Raw genomic sequence first — 15,556 nt, 5'->3', positions numbered from 1 at the left:
GATGTCTCAGGATATAACGGACTCAATGCGATATGAAATAGAGTTTCTATCACTGATATGTTTTGGATTAATAAGTTTTCCTTTCGGGATTTTTATTTTAATTATCGCTAACTTTTTGGTCAAATTCATTGGAATTGGATTAATGGAGGTCTATGGTTCAGCAGCCACCATATCTCTTATAGCCTTTTCTTGCATGCTCGGCGGGTTGATACAGTGGTTTTATATTATCCCGCGCGTAGCTGTATGGTTTAAAAAGAACGGCGTGCAAAACCGCCAAAATAATTAAAGACTCATCGTACCCTAAAGCATCAAAGTAAATAGGATGTAGGCCATAGTTTTAACTTATAAGGCGGCTTATCCCCGCCTTTTTCTTTGCTAAAAATTGTCATCTTCACCAGCAGCGTTTGCACATTTTTCCGGTTTCAGTTGTCACGGTTGACCAGCGGGGTTTGCATTTTGGGCCAGCGCCTACAAGTGTGTTATGCGGTGACAGTGACAGACTCTCCAAAGGGTGGAGCACTGGCTCCACGTGTATCGGCGTTGCGGTGTATTACATTCATACGGATCACCTCAACAACCCGCGACGCATTAGCGACAACCAAATTATCTGGCGCTGGGATAACGCCCCCTTTGATCGCTTCGCGATTAGGGTTCTGGCCCGTTTCCCCGGAAAAGCTCAAGGCAAACACGCTATATGCGCGATAAGTTTACAGCTACTTCAGAGATTATGTCCCCAATACGGGGCTGAGATCCGGCCGATTGTGTGCCCGGTCTCAGCCCTGTCGGTGTTACAGGTGTTTGGCCAACAGGCGATAGCTGTCCATGCGGTCATGATGGCTGTATGTCACGCACACGGTGGCGATTTCATCACAGCCGAACTGACTTGCAAGCCGTTCCATCTCCTGCCAGCACTGGTCAGGCGTACCGACGGTGTAGCCGTTCAGGATGTGGTCGTATTCGGCCTGATATGAAGCGGGCAGTTCGTGGTAGCGGTCCTGTACCTGTGACGGAGTCAGGAAGTCTTCGCGCTGGCCCATCTGTGCCGCCAGTTTGCGGTACACGGCGGTACCGGCGCGCAGCTTGGCTTCTTCTTCGGTGTCGGCGCAGATGCAGGCAATAGCGAGCATCTTGTTGGGTGTGCCTTCATGACCGGCCTGCTTCCACTCTTCGCTGTAGGTATCAAAAATGGAGGGGTGGCAATTGTCCGGGTCGATGAAGCGGGCCAGGGCAATGTTGTAGCCCAGGTGGCCAGCCAGGCCTGCGCTGCCGCCGCTTGAGCCCAGCATCCAAAGCTCGGGCTTGATGCTGTCAGGCAGCACGTTGATACGGCTGTAGGGGTGTTCAGCTGGCAGGTTGGCGTTCACGAAGCCTGCCAGCATCTGGGCCTGCTGGGCATACAGGTCGCCGTGATGCGGCTGATGGGGGTAGGCCAACGCCTGCGAGGTGAGGCCGGTGCCGCCGGGAGCGCGGCCAATGCCCAGGTCGATGCGACCGTTGTTGAGGGTCGCCATCATGCCGAAGGTTTCAGCCACTTTCAGCGGACTGTAGTGCGACAGCATGACGCCACCGCTGCCCACACGGATGTTCTGGGTCAGGCTGGCGATGGTAGCCACCAGAATCTCGGGGCAGGGGTTGGCAAAGTGAATGCTGTCGTGGTGTTCAGCCACCCAGTAGCGGTGGTATCCCAGCGTGTCACACAGCTGGGCCAGCTCAATGGTGAGGCGCGGGGCGTCAATTTTCGGGTGTGAACCGTGTACCGGTGACTGGTCGACAACAGACAGTTTGATGCTCATCGGGATCTCCTTGATTAACTTAATATGTTAATTAATTTCGCCGAAGGATTCAATTCGTATCTCGGTATCAACGCAGAGCCACTCGGCAGTAGGCAGGCTGGAGGGTTAGGCGTAATATGCACTTTTCTGCATGGAGCCCCTGACATGTTCGGTATCACAGACCTTGCGACATTTATCATCGGTACAATCGTGATCGTGCTGCTGCCGGGGCCCAACTCCATGTATGTGATGACCACCGCTGCCCGCAACGGGGTAGGAGCCGGTTTCAAGGGCGCCGCAGGTGTGTTCTGCGGCGATCTGGTGCTGATGACGCTGTCGGTGGCTGGGGTGGCCTCGTTGGTGCAGACAACGCCCTGGCTGTTCAATCTGCTCAAGTATGCCGGTGCCCTGTATCTGGTCTGGCTGGGGCTGGGTTTACTGCGCTCGGCGTTCAAGCGTGACCGGGATCAGCAGGTGCTGGCCGATATTCCATCCGGCAGTGGCCGCAGCCCTTTTAAAGTGGCGTTGACCATCAGTCTGCTGAACCCCAAGGCGATCCTGTTCTTTATGTCGTTTTTCATCCAGTTCGTTGACCCGAACTACCACACCCCCTTGCTGACCTTCACCCTGCTGGGTGTGATGGTGCAGATCATCAGCCAGACCTATCTGGCGAGCCTGATTCTGGGCATGGTGTTCCTGAAAGGGCGTTTTCAGGCGCGCCGGGGCATTGGCGCAATTGCCAAGACCGGTGTTGGTGCCGGATTCATCGGCTATGGCCTGAAGCTGGCACTCAGCAGCAACTAACGCGCCTGCGTACCTATTAAATGCCTGCATCCTTTGTGGCTTTGCTATGCTTGCAGAACATTCCGCAAGGATTTTGATTACGTATGGATACAGTCTGGCTGTTTATCCTGCTCGCCAGCGCCATGGTGGTGCTGTTCGACTTCACCAACGGGTTTCATGACGCCTCCAACATGGTGGCGTCGGTCATCGCATCGCGTGCCATGTCGCCGGTGCAATCGGTGCTGATGGTGGGCACCTTTACCTTTCTTGGGCCGGTGCTGGGCGGTACGGCGGTAGCTAATACCATCGGCAATTTCGTGACGCTGGACGACCTGCCGACCACACTGTCACTGACGGTAGTGCTGTGCGGTCTGTTTGCGGCCACGGCCTGGAACTTGATCACCTGGTGGCGCGGCCTGCCGTCTTCCTCATCCCATGCGCTGGTCGGTGGCCTCTGCGGAGTGGTGATGGTGTCGGCCGGGCCGGATCAGGTGGTCTGGGGTGTGCAGGAGCTGGCGCAAGGTCGCATGACGGGGGTGACCAAGGTGCTGCTGGCGCTGGTGCTGTCGCCCCTGATCGGTTTCTGGTTCGGCTTTGTGCTGCAGCGGGTGGTGTTGGTACTGCTGCGTTCGGCCAGCCCGCTGGTCAATCGCGAGCTGCGCGGTGCCCAGTGGCTGACCACGGCCGGCCTGGCGTTTTCACATGGAGCCAACGATGCACAGAAAAGCATGGGGATTCTCACCCTGTGTTTGTTGTTGAGTGGCCAGCTGGATGAGTTTCGGGTGCCGTTTTGGGTGATCCTGCTTTGTGCCAGCGCCATTACGCTGGGCACGGTGCTGGGCGGCTGGAAAATCGTGCGCACGCTGGCGTTCTCAATCTACAAGATTCGCCCGTTGCATGCCCTCAATTCACAGCTGACATCGGCGGGGGTGGTATTTATGGCCTCGTTGGTGGGGGCGCCGGTATCGACCACCCATGTTGTGTCGTCATCCATTATGGGGATCGGCGCAGCGGAGCGTCCTCGGGCTGTACGCTGGGCCAAGGCACGGGAGATCGGTGTCACCTGGTTGGTGACCATTCCCGGCGCAGGCGTTTTGGCGGTGTTGTGCTATCTGTTGCTGCGCCTGATTGGGTTGGCGCCCTGAATCGCTATTGAAATGGAGCCACCTATGGCTGAAACGGAAAAAGAGGGCGTACTGCAACGCCTGCTGGATCGGATCATTCCTCGCCCAGCGGACTTCTTCGCTCTGCTGGCCGAGCAGAGCGAGATGGTGACAGAAACCATCAGTAATCTGCATCGTTACATGCATGGGCCTTCGGCAGAGTTGGAAGAGCTGTTGTGTCAGGATGAACATGCTGCCGATACGCTGAAAGTACGCAACATTCGCTATCTCAATCGTGCGTTCTCCACCCCGATCGACCGCGAGGATATCTACCGGGCCATCGAATCACTGGACTGGATCATCACTCACTGCAAGAGCACCATCAATGAGTTGCTGGATTTCGGTATCGCACCGGACTCCCACATGCAGGCTATAGTGGAGGAGTTGATGCAGGGTTGTGAGGCCCTGGAACAGGGCTTTCGCACCCTCAGTATTGACCCGGCCGGAGCGGTACAGGGCGCCCATGATGCGCGCCGGGCACACCGTCATATCGAGCGGCTATACCGGCGCAGCCTGGCGGAGCTGTTTCAGGGAGAGGTGACGACCGAAATGCTGAAAAAGCGCGAGATCTACCACCACCTGATGGACGGTTCGCGCCGCCTGCACGCGGCCGCCAATGTGCTGCACGACATTATCGTGAAGCTGGTGTGAGCGACTGCAGAAAAGCCTTCACCTCTGAGCGGTTGCCCTTGAACAGAACCGGTTGCGCGTTGCGCTCGCTTTGGTAGGCGTACATCGGGTCGTAGTACTCGTTCAACAGAGCGTTGATCCAGTCACGGTGAAGGCCGGTTTCGCCGCAGTGTCGCTGTGCCTCAAGGGCCTGATCCATTAACGCTGCCAAGCGCTGATAACGCTCGCTGCCCAGTCGCTTGACGATGTTGCCAAGGCTGTTGCGCAGGCGTTGGGCAAAGGCGTCGAACCCTGCAGTTTCGCCCTGTTTCTGGATAAACTCGGCTGACAGGTCGATCACATAGTCCTTCAGAATGCGCTCGATACGCTGCTCGATGGGCTCCTCCAGCCAGACCAGCGGGGCGGCCTTGAAACGCAAATGCAGCGGCAGTGGTGTGGCGCAGCTGCCGATGGCACGGTTTTCATCTTCCACCACCAGCGTATCAAAACCGGCATCGCGCTTGCGCAGAATTTCCAGCGCCAGTGCGTTTTCAAAGTTGATTTGGGTGGGCTGCGGGCTGGCATGACGGCCAAAGCTGGAGCCGCGATGGTTGGCGTGACCTTCAAGATCCACTGCGTGATCGAGCTGATGTAACAGCTCGGTCTTGCCGCAGCCTGTCAAGCCGCCCAGACGGACAAAGTGGCACTGCTGTGCGGCCTGTTCCAGCGTATCGATCAGAAAGCCGCGCAATGCCTTGTAGCCACCCTTAATGAGCGGGTAGTCAATACCGGCCTCTTTCAGCCATTGCTGAGTGGTACGCGAACGCAGACCACCGCGAAAGCAGTACAGGTATCCCTCGGGGTTCGCTGTGGCAAAATCAACCCAGGCTTGCACCCGCTCAGCCTTGATCTCACCGCTGACCAGGCGGTGCCCGAGCGTAATGGCCGCCTCCTGACCGTGGCGCTTGTAGCAGGTACCGACCTTGTGACGTTCTTCGTCACTCATCAGCGGCAGGTTAACGCTGGTGGGGAAGGCGCCCTTGGTAAACTCCACCGGAGCGCGGGTATCCATCAGCGCCACGCCGCTGAGCAGAATCGCGCGATAATCCAGGCTGTCGGGGCGCATCAGTTTAGCTCAACCGCGTATTCACGAGCATCAGTCAGCTGACCGATCGGCTCAAGCGACAGCCCCAGTTCGTCCGCTGCGGCCAGGAACTCATGGCTGGAATCGGGTGAAACAGCCACCAGCAGGCCGCCACTGGTTTGCGGGTCACACAGCAACTGCTTCTGATCATCTGAAAGGGCGCTGACGCGGTGGCCATAGCTGTCAAAGTTGCGCCCGGTTCCGCCTGGCACACAACCCTGTGACAGGTAGTGCTCAACCGATGCGATACGGGGCACCGCGCTGTAGTCCAGCTCGGCGGTCCACTTGCTGCCGTCGGCCATTTCCACCAGGTGACCAAGCAGGCCAAAGCCGGTGACATCGGTCATGGCGGAGACGCCTGCAAGCGTTGCAAAACGCTGTCCGGCACGGTTGAGGGTACACATCAGCTCGGTGGCGACCCCCTGATCCTCGGTGCGCAGCTTGCCCTGTTTTTCGGCGGTGGTGAGAATACCGATCCCCAATGGCTTGGTGAGGTAAAGCTGATCACCGGCTCTGGCCGTGTCGTTGCGCTTGAGCTGTGACTTGTCGACGCGACCGGTAACGGCCAGACCGAAGATCGGCTCCGGTGCATCAATCGAGTGCCCACCTGCCAGCGGAATACCCGCCAGATCACAGACTGCGCGGGCGCCGCGTATCACGTCACCCGCGATTTCGGCGGGGATCAGATTGATCGGCCAGCCCAGAATCGCAATCGCCATCAGCGGTGATCCGCCCATGGCATAGATATCGCTGATCGCGTTGGTGGCGGCGATGCGGCCAAAATCGAACGGGTCATCCACGATCGGCATGAAAAAATCGGTAGTGGAGACGATGCCGGTGTGGTCATCAATGGCGTACACGGCAGCATCATCGCGTGATGCGTTACCGACCCAAAGGTTAGGGTCCAGTGTCTGGCTGCCACTGCCTGAGAGAATCGTGTCGAGCACGGCAGGGGAGATCTTGCAGCCACAACCGGCGCCGTGACTGTACTGGGTAAGACGTATGGGTGTGGACATGGGCAACCTGTATTAACAAGGGCAATGACAACGGGCCAGGAAAGATCCGTGGCACAGGCAGCAAACGTAGCTGCCACGGGCGCTGGAGTCAATCCACTGGAGCTTGCGAAACGGGCGGGATAGAATGCGCCTTTTTGGTTTGAGGCAGATCATGCAGGGGCTGAAACGCAGGCTGACGTACGTTGTACTGTATGAAGGACTTGCGCTGGTATTGCTGAGTATTACCTTCAATGTGCTGTCGGATGAGGGGCTGGCGCACGCGGGTGTATTAGGTGCACTGACCGTGTTGATCGCGGTCAGCTGGAATTTCATCTACAACCTGCTGTTCGAATGCTGGGAAGCCCGTCAGACCACGCGGGGTCGCAGCCTCGTGCGCCGTGTCGGTCATGCGGCTGGTTTTGAAGTCAGTTTATTGCTGTTAACGCTGCCTCTGTTTGCCTGGTGGCTGCAGCTGAGTCTGTTTGACGCGTTCCTCCTTGATGCCGGCCTGACGCTGTTTTTCGTGTTTTTTACCTTTATCTACAACTGGGGGTTTGATCGCGTATTCGGTCTTCCTCTGGCAGCCCAGTAGCTGTTACTGGACTGCTGATGTCCTGCGCCATCGCATGGGTGATTGCCCGGTCCAACGCTTGAATGCGCGGCAAAAGGCGGCTGGCTCGGCGAAGCCGGTTTGCTCTGCCACTTCCTGAATACTCAAGTGCTCGTTGTTGAGCAGCTTCATGGCAAAGTCCTGTCGCAAGGATTCCTTGATCATCCTGATCGATGTACCTTCATCTTGAAGACGGCGACGCAAGGTTCGGGGGGTTATCAGCAGATGTCGGCTGATATCCTCAAGATCGGGCATGCTGTCCAGATCGTGCCGCTGCAGCAGGACCTTTACGCGGGTTTGCAAACTGCTGTCACGTACCGGTCGACGCAGTATCACCGCGGGGCAGTCCTGCAGGAAAGAGTCCAGCTCACTTGCATTTCGGACGATCGGCAGTTGTAGAAAACGCGGGTGCATGCAAAACCCGCAGCGCTCCTGTTCGTATAGCAACTCACCCAGAAACATGGCGCGGTATGACGCGGCATGACCAGGGGTAGGGTAGGCGAAACTGGTACTTGCCACGGGAATCTGCTGACCGACCAGCCAACTCGCGAAACGCTGCCACATCAACAGCATGAACTCCTGCAGCAGGTGATCCGGGTCTTCTCCGTCATGCTTCAGGTGCAGGCTGTAAAACACCAGCGAGGCATCGTCATCAGGATCAAGCCCAATATCGAGATCATCCGTAACCGCCCGATAAAAGCGGGCACTCTGGCGCAACATGCCGCCCAGTGTTTTGGCCCCGCAGGCCAATTCTGCCATCAGTGCAAATACACCTCTTCTGCAAATACTTGGCGATAGCCCCATGAACTCGCAATGGGTAAAGCGCCAAACGGCACGGATGAGATCACTCAATTGTTGCTCGGTGAGCAGCATTTCAGGGCGATTGACCCAGTCCACTGGAATACTGGCCTCGTGAAGCAAGGTATCACGACACGCGCCACGCCGCAGTGCACCGCTGAGGCAAGCATTGATGAAATGGTTGGCGATGTGCGCCTTGTGGGAAGGGCGTGGAAGCTCATGTACTGACATCTCGCCATTGTGCAGAACGGTTCAGGTCATGCCAAGCATTCTGCAAAGCTGCGTCAGCATTTGGCCATTTTGATCAATTAAAACGACCGGTATTGTCATTCAAAGCGCCTTTTTAAAGGCATTAAATGGCCCTAATGGTCAACCGGCCGGTGGCCCCGAGTAAAAACAACAATAAAGGGCTTAGTATGAATACACAGATGCACAACCTGAATCATGAAGCGGCAGAGGACGAGGATCGCGCGCTGTTTCAGGAAATGGTCAGACGCATTCTGCAGCAGGAAGTGGCACCTGACTATGAAGAATGGGAAGCGGCACACCAGCTGCCGCGAGAAGTCTGGTGCAAACTGGGTGAGGCCGGGTTGCTGGGTGTTGATCTGCCCGAGGCACTGGGCGGCTCGGGGGCCGGGGTTGAGATCTGCCTGATGATCTGTGAAGAGATCTCCCGGCAGGGGTTTGGTGGTTTGGCCAGCGGCTACAACATCCACGCCAACATTGTGATCCCCTATCTGCTGCATCTTGGTTCTGACGCTCAACAACAGTATTGGCTGCCACGCATGGCCAGTGGTGAGGTACTGGGTGCCATTGCCATGACCGAGCCGGGTGCCGGCAGTGATCTGGCTGCGATGCGTACCACCGCTGAAAAGGTTGAGTCAGGCTGGAAGTTGAATGGCACCAAGGTGTTCATCACAAACGGTCAGCTGGCGGATATGGTGATTGTCTGTGCCAAGACTGACCCGACCGCCGGTGCCCGGGGTGTATCGCTGTTTCTGGTTGATACGCGCCTGCCGGGATTCTCACGCGGCAAGTCAATCCGCAAGATCGGTCAGCACGCCAGCGATACTGCGGAGCTCTTCTTTGATGATCTCATCGTGCCCGACGAGGCCCTGCTGGGAGACGCCGGGAAGGGGTTTGCCTATCTGATGCAGGAACTGCCACGTGAGCGTTTGGGTGTTGCTGCTCAGGCTCTGGGTGCCATCGAAGGGGCCTTGCAGCTGACGCTGGAATACGTTCAGGAACGTCATGCCTTTGGTCAGCGCATCGCTGATTTCCAGAACTCACGCTTCACGCTGGCACAGGTGCGTGCCGAGCTGGAAATGGGACGTGCCTATTTCAATCAGTGCCTGCAACGCTACAGAGCAGGGCAGATGAGTCCTGTCGATGCCGCCACATTGAAGCTGATGCTCAGCGAGATGCAGTGCACCAGCATCGATCGTTGCCTGCAGCTGTTCGGCGGTTATGGCTACACACTGGAATACCCCATTTCCCGCTTTTACGTGGATGCGCGCATCCAGACCATTTATGCCGGTACTTCCGAAATCATGAAGGAAGTCATTGCCCGCGACATGCTTGGCCGTGTGGCCTGACAGAACAATAAGAGGATTTTACGATGAGCGAGACTCTCATGTTGCAGGATGTAGTGATCGTCGCCGGGGCCCGCACGGCAATTGGTGGCTTTGGTGGCAGCCTTGCAGCCTATACACCGGCCGAACTGGGTACTTTTGCAGGCCGCGCAGCTATTGAACGTGCCGGAGTTGATGCCGGCGAGATCGATCACGCCGTGTTTGGACATATCATCACAACGAGCCCGCAGGATGCCTACCTGTCACGTCATATTGCGCGCAACTGTGGTTTGCCGGACAGCTCGGCTGCATTGAACGTTAACCGCCTGTGTGGCTCTTCCGTTCAGTCCCTGATTTCGGCGGCGCAAATGATCCAGTCCGGTGCCAGCCGTATTGCCCTGGCCGGTGGGGCGGAGAGCATGAGCCAGGGTGCCTATCTGTTGCCGAAAATGCGCTTTGGGCAGCGTATGGGGGATGCTCCTGCGCTGGATATGACAGTCGGCATTCTGAGTGATCCCTTCGACAGTGGCCATATGGGGATCACGGCAGAAAATATTGCACAGCAGTATGGGTTTACCCGTGAGCAACTGGATCAATATGCCTGTGACAGCCACCACAAGGCTGCGGCGGCCATTGACGCTGGTTATCTCACCGATCAAATCGTCCCGGTACCCGTGCGAAAGGGCCGCGAAACCCTGCCGTTTTTCATTGATGAGCATGTCCGCCCCGATGTGGACTTTGCTGGTCTGCAGCAGCTGCGTCCGGCCTTTAAAAAGGATGGTATTGTCACGGCGGGTAACGCATCGGGCATTAACGATGGCGCGGCTGCACTGGTTATGACATCAGCTCAGGAAGCGGAGCAGCGTGGGCTTAAGGCCAGGGCGCGTTTTGTCAGTTATGCCTTTGCGGGAGTGGAGCCTCACTTGATGGGACTGGGGCCGATTCCGGCAGTCAAAAAGGCTCTGCAACAGGCCGGGCTCTCCATCACTGACATTGACCTGATCGAATCCAACGAGGCATTTGCAGCGCAGGCAATGGCGGTTGCGCAAAGTCTTGAGTTCGATCCGTCACGTGTGAACGTCAATGGTGGTGCGATTGCACATGGACACCCGGTGGGAGCCACCGGCTCCATCATTACGCTCAAGGCACTGTATGAACTGGAGCGTCAGGGTAAACGCCGAGCGCTGATTACCATGTGCATCGGCGGTGGTCAGGGTATTGCGTTGATTATCGAGCGACTGGAGGGGTGAAAATGGGTAACCAGCACACATCAAAACCTGTCCGCAGGGTTGCCGTGATCGGTGCCGGTGTTATGGGCGCTGGCATTGCTGCTCAGGCCGCCAATGCAGGTGCTGACGTACTGTTGCTTGATATTCCGCCAAGAGATGTCGCTCCAGACGCGCCTGCCGCCGAGCGCAATGCAATTGCGGCGGGTGCCGTTGAAAGAATGCTCAAGGCCGGTGCTGCAGGCGCTTTTATGGACACTACGGTCGCAGAGCGCGTGCAGGTCGGCAATACGGAGGATGATCTCTACAGGCTGAAAGACGCTGACTGGATTGTTGAGGTGGTGGTTGAGCGCCTTGATGTCAAACAGGACCTGTATCGACGGATCGAAGCGGTGCGTGCACCCGATGCGATTGTTTCGTCCAACACCTCCACGATCCCCTTGGCAACCCTGATGGAGGGGATGCCTCAAAGCCTGCGTGAGCACTTTGTGGTAACCCATTTTTTCAACCCGCCACGCTACATGCGCTTGCTGGAGCTTGTCAGCTCTGAGGATACGCGCCCGGAGGTGGCGGAACGGGTGCGATTATTCATCGATCATGGCATGGGTAAAACGGTGATTCACTGCAATGACCGTCCGGGCTTTATCGCCAACCGATTGGGTGTCTACTGGATGCAGGTTGCGTTGCAGGAAGCCATCGCGATGGGGTTGAGTGTTGAGGACGCCGATGCAGTGATGCAGGTGTGCGGATTCCCGAAAACCGGCATTTTCGGGCTTTGGGACCTAGTCGGAATCGATCTCATGCCTGAAGTGACAGCGAGTCTGGCACGCCTGCTGGAAGAGGATGATCCGTTCCAGACATACGCCGGTGCTATGCCTGTGATTGAACATATGCTGGCCAGGGGCTGGCACGGTCGAAAGGGCAGAGTTCTGCAGGGGTTCTATCGACAGTTCACGGATTCTGATGGCCGCAAACAGCGTGAAGTGCTTGATCTGGTCGCACTGGAACACCGGGCACCGGAACCTGTAACGCTTCAATCCGCTGGGTTGAAGTCTGGGCAAATCAGCGAATTACTGGCCAGCGATGATCAGGGGGGGCTTTATGCCTGGCGAGTGCTGTCACGGGTGCTGGACTACGCCACGCGGCTGGTGCCGGACGTAGCCGATGCAATTGATGCGATCGACGCCGCCATGCGACTGGGCTACAACTGGCTATTCGGCCCGTTTGAGTTGTTGGATCGAATCGGGGTCAGTGCGTTTGCTGCACGTGTGCAGGATGAAGGTCGGTCCCTTTCGACGTTTGTCCGTAATGCGTCTGGGCAACCTTGCTACAAAAATGCCGAACAGCTGGACTGGCAGGGTCAGTACCGTCCGATCTCCAGAGATGCAGGGATCATTGACTGGCAGAGCATTGTGGCCCGCCCAGCCATTCATGCGTTCGAACGCAGTGTGCTGCGGGACTTGGACCAGGATATCTGGTGTCTTGAGTTCAGCCACAAGGTGAATGCTCTCAGCAGCGTGCTGCTGGATGAGATTGAAACAGCCCTGGCCGAAGCCATTGCCGCTGATAAAGGGCTGGTGCTGTACAGTGCCAGTGGCATTTTTGCTGCGGGTGCTGACCTTAAGGAGTTTGTCGCCATGACAACTCAGGAAGGTGCCATTGATCGCTATATCCGTCGCGGGCAGCAGCTGTTCATGGCCATTCGCCAGGCACCTGTTCCGGTTGTTGCCGCCGTGGCGGGCAAAGCGCTCGGCGGGGGGCTTGAATTGATGTTTCACTGTCATGCCGTGCAGGCGCATGCCGAATCACAGCTGGGGCTGGTGGAAAACAGCGTCGGCATTGTTCCGGGATGGGGCGGATGTCGTGAATTGTTGGCCCGCAGTGCAGAGCGGTTCGGTGGTTCAGAGGCAATCCAGCATACATTTACATTGATCCGTGAGGCCTCTGTCACCGCTTCGGCGCTGCAGGCGCGTCAATGGGGCTTTCTGCGCGACAGTGATGGCATCAGCATGAACCGTGATCGCCTGTTGTCGGATGCGCTGGCGCTGTGCAGGCAGTTGCGCGATGCGCCCGAACACAGGCAGCCAACGCTGTCGGCGCTGCAGCACTGCGTACCAGCCAAACCACTTGCTGTTGAGGGCTATCAAGCGGTACTTGAACAGCACCTGCTTGACCTGTTGAACCTGGCAAGCGAGCCCGGCTGGTTTGATCGCTTTGCTGACCACGAGCGGCGCTGCAATCTGGCGTTGCTGCAGTACCCCGAGTCCGTTCAGCGTATGCAGGCCTTGCTGGAAACAGGTCGCCCGTTGCGTAACTGAGCGGGTTTAAATGCCTGGGTAAAAAAATAATAACGAGAGGTGAATATGAATTCGGAAGCTCAAACCCAAAAGCAGATTGATCGAGCCAATCGCAATACCATCGGGGATGCTCTGCACAGGGCTGTGGTGCAGTATCCTCAGCAGATTGCCCTGGAGTATGCCGACCGCTGCTGGTCCTATCGTGAGCTGAACGCGGCCGTCAATAAAGTCGCAAACCACATGCTGGCGCAGGGGCTTAACAAGGGGGACCGTGTTGCCGCGTATGGAAAAAACTCTGATGCCTACCTGATTCTCTGGCTTGCCTGCACCCGTGCGGGTCTGATCCATGTGCCCGTGAATTTTTCACTGACCGAACGTGAGCTGGTGTATGTCCTGACGCAATCGGGTGCACGCGCCCTGTTTGCAGACGACAGCCTCAAGGGGCACATAGATGCTGTATGCGACCAGCTGAACCTGAGCATACAAGGCAGCTTGCACAGTAACGCCAGGGTGGAAGGTAAAACCGATGTGCTGATGGTGGCACAGGGCGCCGGAAGTGAGCACCCGCCGGAGCTTGTACTGGATGAGAATGACGTGGTCCAGATTTTGTACACCTCCGGTACAACGTCAGATCCAAAGGGCGCGATGCACACGCACCGCTCCCTGATGGCTGAATATGTAAGCTGCCTGTTGCATCTGGATATCAAGAAGACCGACCGCTGTCTGGCGGCACTGCCGCTGTATCATTCCGCTCAGATGCATGTGTTTACCATGCCGGCCCTGTTATCGGGTGCCTACACTTGCCTGCTGGATACACCGACCCCCGAGCTGATACTGCAGCAGCTTAAACAGAAGCGGTTGAACAGCTTCTTTGCACCTCCTACCGTTTGGATCGCGTTGCTGCGCCATCCGCAGTTTGTCGAATCAGAGCTGCAGCATTTGCAGAAGCTGTATTACGGCGCATCCATCATGCCGGAGCCCATCGTGAAAGAGTTGGGTGAGCGTCTGCCCGACTCCGGGCTTTATAACTGCTATGGGCAAAGTGAAATTGCACCCCTGGCCACGGTGTTGACACCGGAAGAGCATGCTGAGCGGCCCGCATCCTGCGGTCGTCCCATTTTCAATGTTGAAACACGGATTGTTGACCCTGCGACCGGCGAAGAGTGTGCGCCAGGGCAACAGGGTGAGCTGGTGCACCGGTCGCCACAGTTGATGGTCGGGTACTGGGACAAGCCCGAGCAAACCGAAGAGGCCTTTGCCGGTGGCTGGTTTCACTCGGGTGATCTCGGTTATCGCGATGAGGAGGGCTACATCTGGATTGTGGATCGCATCAAGGACATCGTGAATACCGGTGGGGTGCTGGTTGCCAGTCGCGACGTTGAGGAAGCGCTTTACACGCACCCTGACGTCGATGAAGTGGCGGTGATTGGCGTGCCGGATGAAAAATGGATTGAAGCCATTGCAGCGGTTGTCGTACTGCGACCTGAAGCCGATCCGAATGCGGAGAGCTTGATCCGTCATGCCAGAGAAAACCTGGCGCCCTTCAAGGTACCCAAGCACGTGCATTTTGTGCAGCAGTTGCCCAAAAACACGTCCGGAAAGCTTCTGAAACGAGCACTTCGTCAACAGTTCTCGGATTTCTAGCCTGACGTAATCGCATCTGGGGCCGGTCAGGTTCCAGATGCTGAATTCCAAGGAAATTGCTATGCGACCCGAACCTTGTGTCCGCAGGGATGTTCACGGCTCTGTGATGGTGATCAGAATCGTCAATCCTGCCAGAAAGAATGCACTTGATATTAATGCATATACATTACTTTCGGAGTTTTTAAGCCAGGCAGAAAAAAATGCCGAAATAAAATCCATTGTGATCACCGGACATGAAGAATATTTTTGCAGCGGTCATGATGTTGAGGATTTTATTAATAATCCAATACAGAACGAATCGCATCCGGTATTTAAGTTCATGCTCAGGATGAGTCAATGCAAAAAGCCAATAATCGCGGCTGTTGAAGGTTTTGCAGTCGGTATTGGTGTGACGCTGCTTTTGCATTGCGATCTGGTTTATGCAGGACGAAGCAGCTTCTTCAAAATGCCGTTTACGAGCCTTGGGCTGTGTCCTGAGTTTGCCGCAACATTCATTATTCCAAACTTTTCAACTCACTGTATTGCAACGGAGTTGCTTGTCCTTGGCCGAACCTGGAAAGCGAATCGGTTCTGTGAAAAGGGTTTTTTAAATGAGCTGTGTGAGGATGGCGAAGCCTTCAATGCTGCGATGAAAAGTGCAGAGGAGCTTGCTTTGTTACCAAGCGAAGCCGTTATTAGAACAAAGCAGCTGATAAAGAATAATTTCTCGCATAATTCAGAAAAGAGTATGCGGGAAGAGTTGGCTCAACTCATTGAGCTTTTTGGAAGTGGATCTTTCAATAAAAAACCAAAATAAAAAGGAAACACAATGTTTAAGACAATAAAAAAATATGGTATGGGCCTTTCCTTGAGGGTGTTCAAAACTCTGTGTCAGCCAACCAGCCTTATAGGCTGATGTGATGTTCCAAGCGCCCTGGGAAGTGGATGGCCATCTGTGACAGCGT

General features: G+C 56.2%; 14 protein-coding genes. 10 read left to right on the top strand and 4 right to left on the bottom strand.

Features of this window, described 5'->3' with window-relative positions:
* Position 1: 1 nt before the first annotated feature.
* A complete protein-coding gene (locus ABIE61_RS18880) occupies positions 2-286 on the top strand; it encodes a hypothetical protein (protein WP_502915070.1) in 285 nt (94 codons plus the stop codon).
* A 502-nt stretch (positions 287-788) separates the two neighbouring features.
* Here ABIE61_RS18880 and ABIE61_RS16825 read toward each other — a convergent pair.
* Positions 789-1,793, bottom strand: coding sequence for an MsnO8 family LLM class oxidoreductase (locus tag ABIE61_RS16825; RefSeq protein WP_354411613.1), 1,005 nt, complete (start codon positions 1,791-1,793; stop codon positions 789-791).
* Between the two features lie 144 nt (positions 1,794-1,937).
* Between ABIE61_RS16825 and leuE the strand changes: the two genes are divergently transcribed.
* The 3 genes from leuE (at position 1,938) to ABIE61_RS16810 (ending at position 4,369) form a co-directional block, all read left to right on the top strand.
* Complete coding sequence (gene leuE / locus ABIE61_RS16820) at positions 1,938-2,576, top strand: leucine efflux protein LeuE (RefSeq protein ID WP_354411610.1); 639 nt, start codon at positions 1,938-1,940, stop codon at positions 2,574-2,576.
* 83 nt (positions 2,577-2,659) lie between these two features.
* A complete protein-coding gene (locus ABIE61_RS16815) occupies positions 2,660-3,700 on the top strand; it encodes an inorganic phosphate transporter (protein ID WP_354411608.1) in 1,041 nt (346 codons plus the stop codon).
* Positions 3,701-3,724: 24 nt separating this feature from the next.
* Positions 3,725-4,369: a DUF47 domain-containing protein gene (locus ABIE61_RS16810; protein WP_354411605.1), complete on the top strand. Its 645-nt coding sequence runs from the start codon at positions 3,725-3,727 to the stop codon at positions 4,367-4,369.
* Here ABIE61_RS16810 and mnmH read toward each other — a convergent pair.
* Positions 4,350-5,453 carry a tRNA 2-selenouridine(34) synthase MnmH gene (gene mnmH / locus ABIE61_RS16805; protein ID WP_354411603.1) on the bottom strand — a complete coding sequence of 368 codons (1,104 nt, stop codon included), beginning with the start codon at positions 5,451-5,453 and terminating at the stop codon, positions 4,350-4,352. The genes ABIE61_RS16810 and mnmH overlap by 20 nt on opposite strands.
* A complete protein-coding gene (gene selD / locus ABIE61_RS16800; RefSeq protein ID WP_354411600.1) occupies positions 5,453-6,487 on the bottom strand; it encodes a selenide, water dikinase SelD in 1,035 nt (344 codons plus the stop codon). Before selD ends, mnmH begins: the two co-directional genes overlap by 1 nt.
* A gap of 124 nt (positions 6,488-6,611) precedes the next feature.
* Between selD and ABIE61_RS16795 the strand changes: the two genes are divergently transcribed.
* The gene (locus tag ABIE61_RS16795) at positions 6,612-7,058 is read left to right on the top strand and encodes a PACE efflux transporter (protein ID WP_242529954.1); all 447 of its coding nucleotides are present in this window, start codon (positions 6,612-6,614) and stop codon (positions 7,056-7,058) included.
* Positions 7,059-7,061: 3 nt separating this feature from the next.
* Here ABIE61_RS16795 and ABIE61_RS16790 read toward each other — a convergent pair whose 3' ends face one another.
* A complete protein-coding gene (locus ABIE61_RS16790) occupies positions 7,062-8,105 on the bottom strand; it encodes an AraC family transcriptional regulator (RefSeq protein ID WP_354411598.1) in 1,044 nt (347 codons plus the stop codon).
* Positions 8,106-8,290: 185 nt separating this feature from the next.
* Between ABIE61_RS16790 and ABIE61_RS16785 the strand changes: the two genes are divergently transcribed.
* The 5 genes from ABIE61_RS16785 to ABIE61_RS16765 are packed head-to-tail and all read left to right on the top strand — an operon-like array spanning position 8,291 to position 15,408.
* Positions 8,291-9,469, top strand: coding sequence for an acyl-CoA dehydrogenase family protein (locus tag ABIE61_RS16785; protein WP_354411596.1), 1,179 nt, complete (start codon positions 8,291-8,293; stop codon positions 9,467-9,469).
* 23 nt (positions 9,470-9,492) lie between these two features.
* Complete coding sequence (gene bktB / locus ABIE61_RS16780) at positions 9,493-10,695, top strand: beta-ketothiolase BktB (protein WP_277987717.1); 1,203 nt, start codon at positions 9,493-9,495, stop codon at positions 10,693-10,695.
* Between the two features lie 2 nt (positions 10,696-10,697).
* Positions 10,698-12,989: a 3-hydroxyacyl-CoA dehydrogenase/enoyl-CoA hydratase family protein gene (locus tag ABIE61_RS16775; RefSeq protein ID WP_354411594.1), complete on the top strand. Its 2,292-nt coding sequence runs from the start codon at positions 10,698-10,700 to the stop codon at positions 12,987-12,989.
* A 45-nt stretch (positions 12,990-13,034) separates the two neighbouring features.
* Positions 13,035-14,612, top strand: a complete 1,578-nt coding sequence (locus ABIE61_RS16770) for a fatty acyl-CoA synthetase (RefSeq protein WP_354411591.1) — start codon at positions 13,035-13,037, stop codon at positions 14,610-14,612.
* A gap of 37 nt (positions 14,613-14,649) precedes the next feature.
* Entirely contained in the window at positions 14,650-15,408 is a 759-nt protein-coding gene (locus ABIE61_RS16765) for an enoyl-CoA hydratase-related protein (protein ID WP_354411588.1), read from the top strand.
* Positions 15,409-15,556: the final 148 nt, after the last annotated feature.

Source organism: Marinobacterium sp. MBR-111, from assembly GCF_040547585.1.
GTDB lineage: Bacteria > Pseudomonadota > Gammaproteobacteria > Pseudomonadales > Balneatricaceae > Marinobacterium > Marinobacterium iners.
This window is presented reverse-complemented; position numbering and strand designations above follow the sequence as displayed.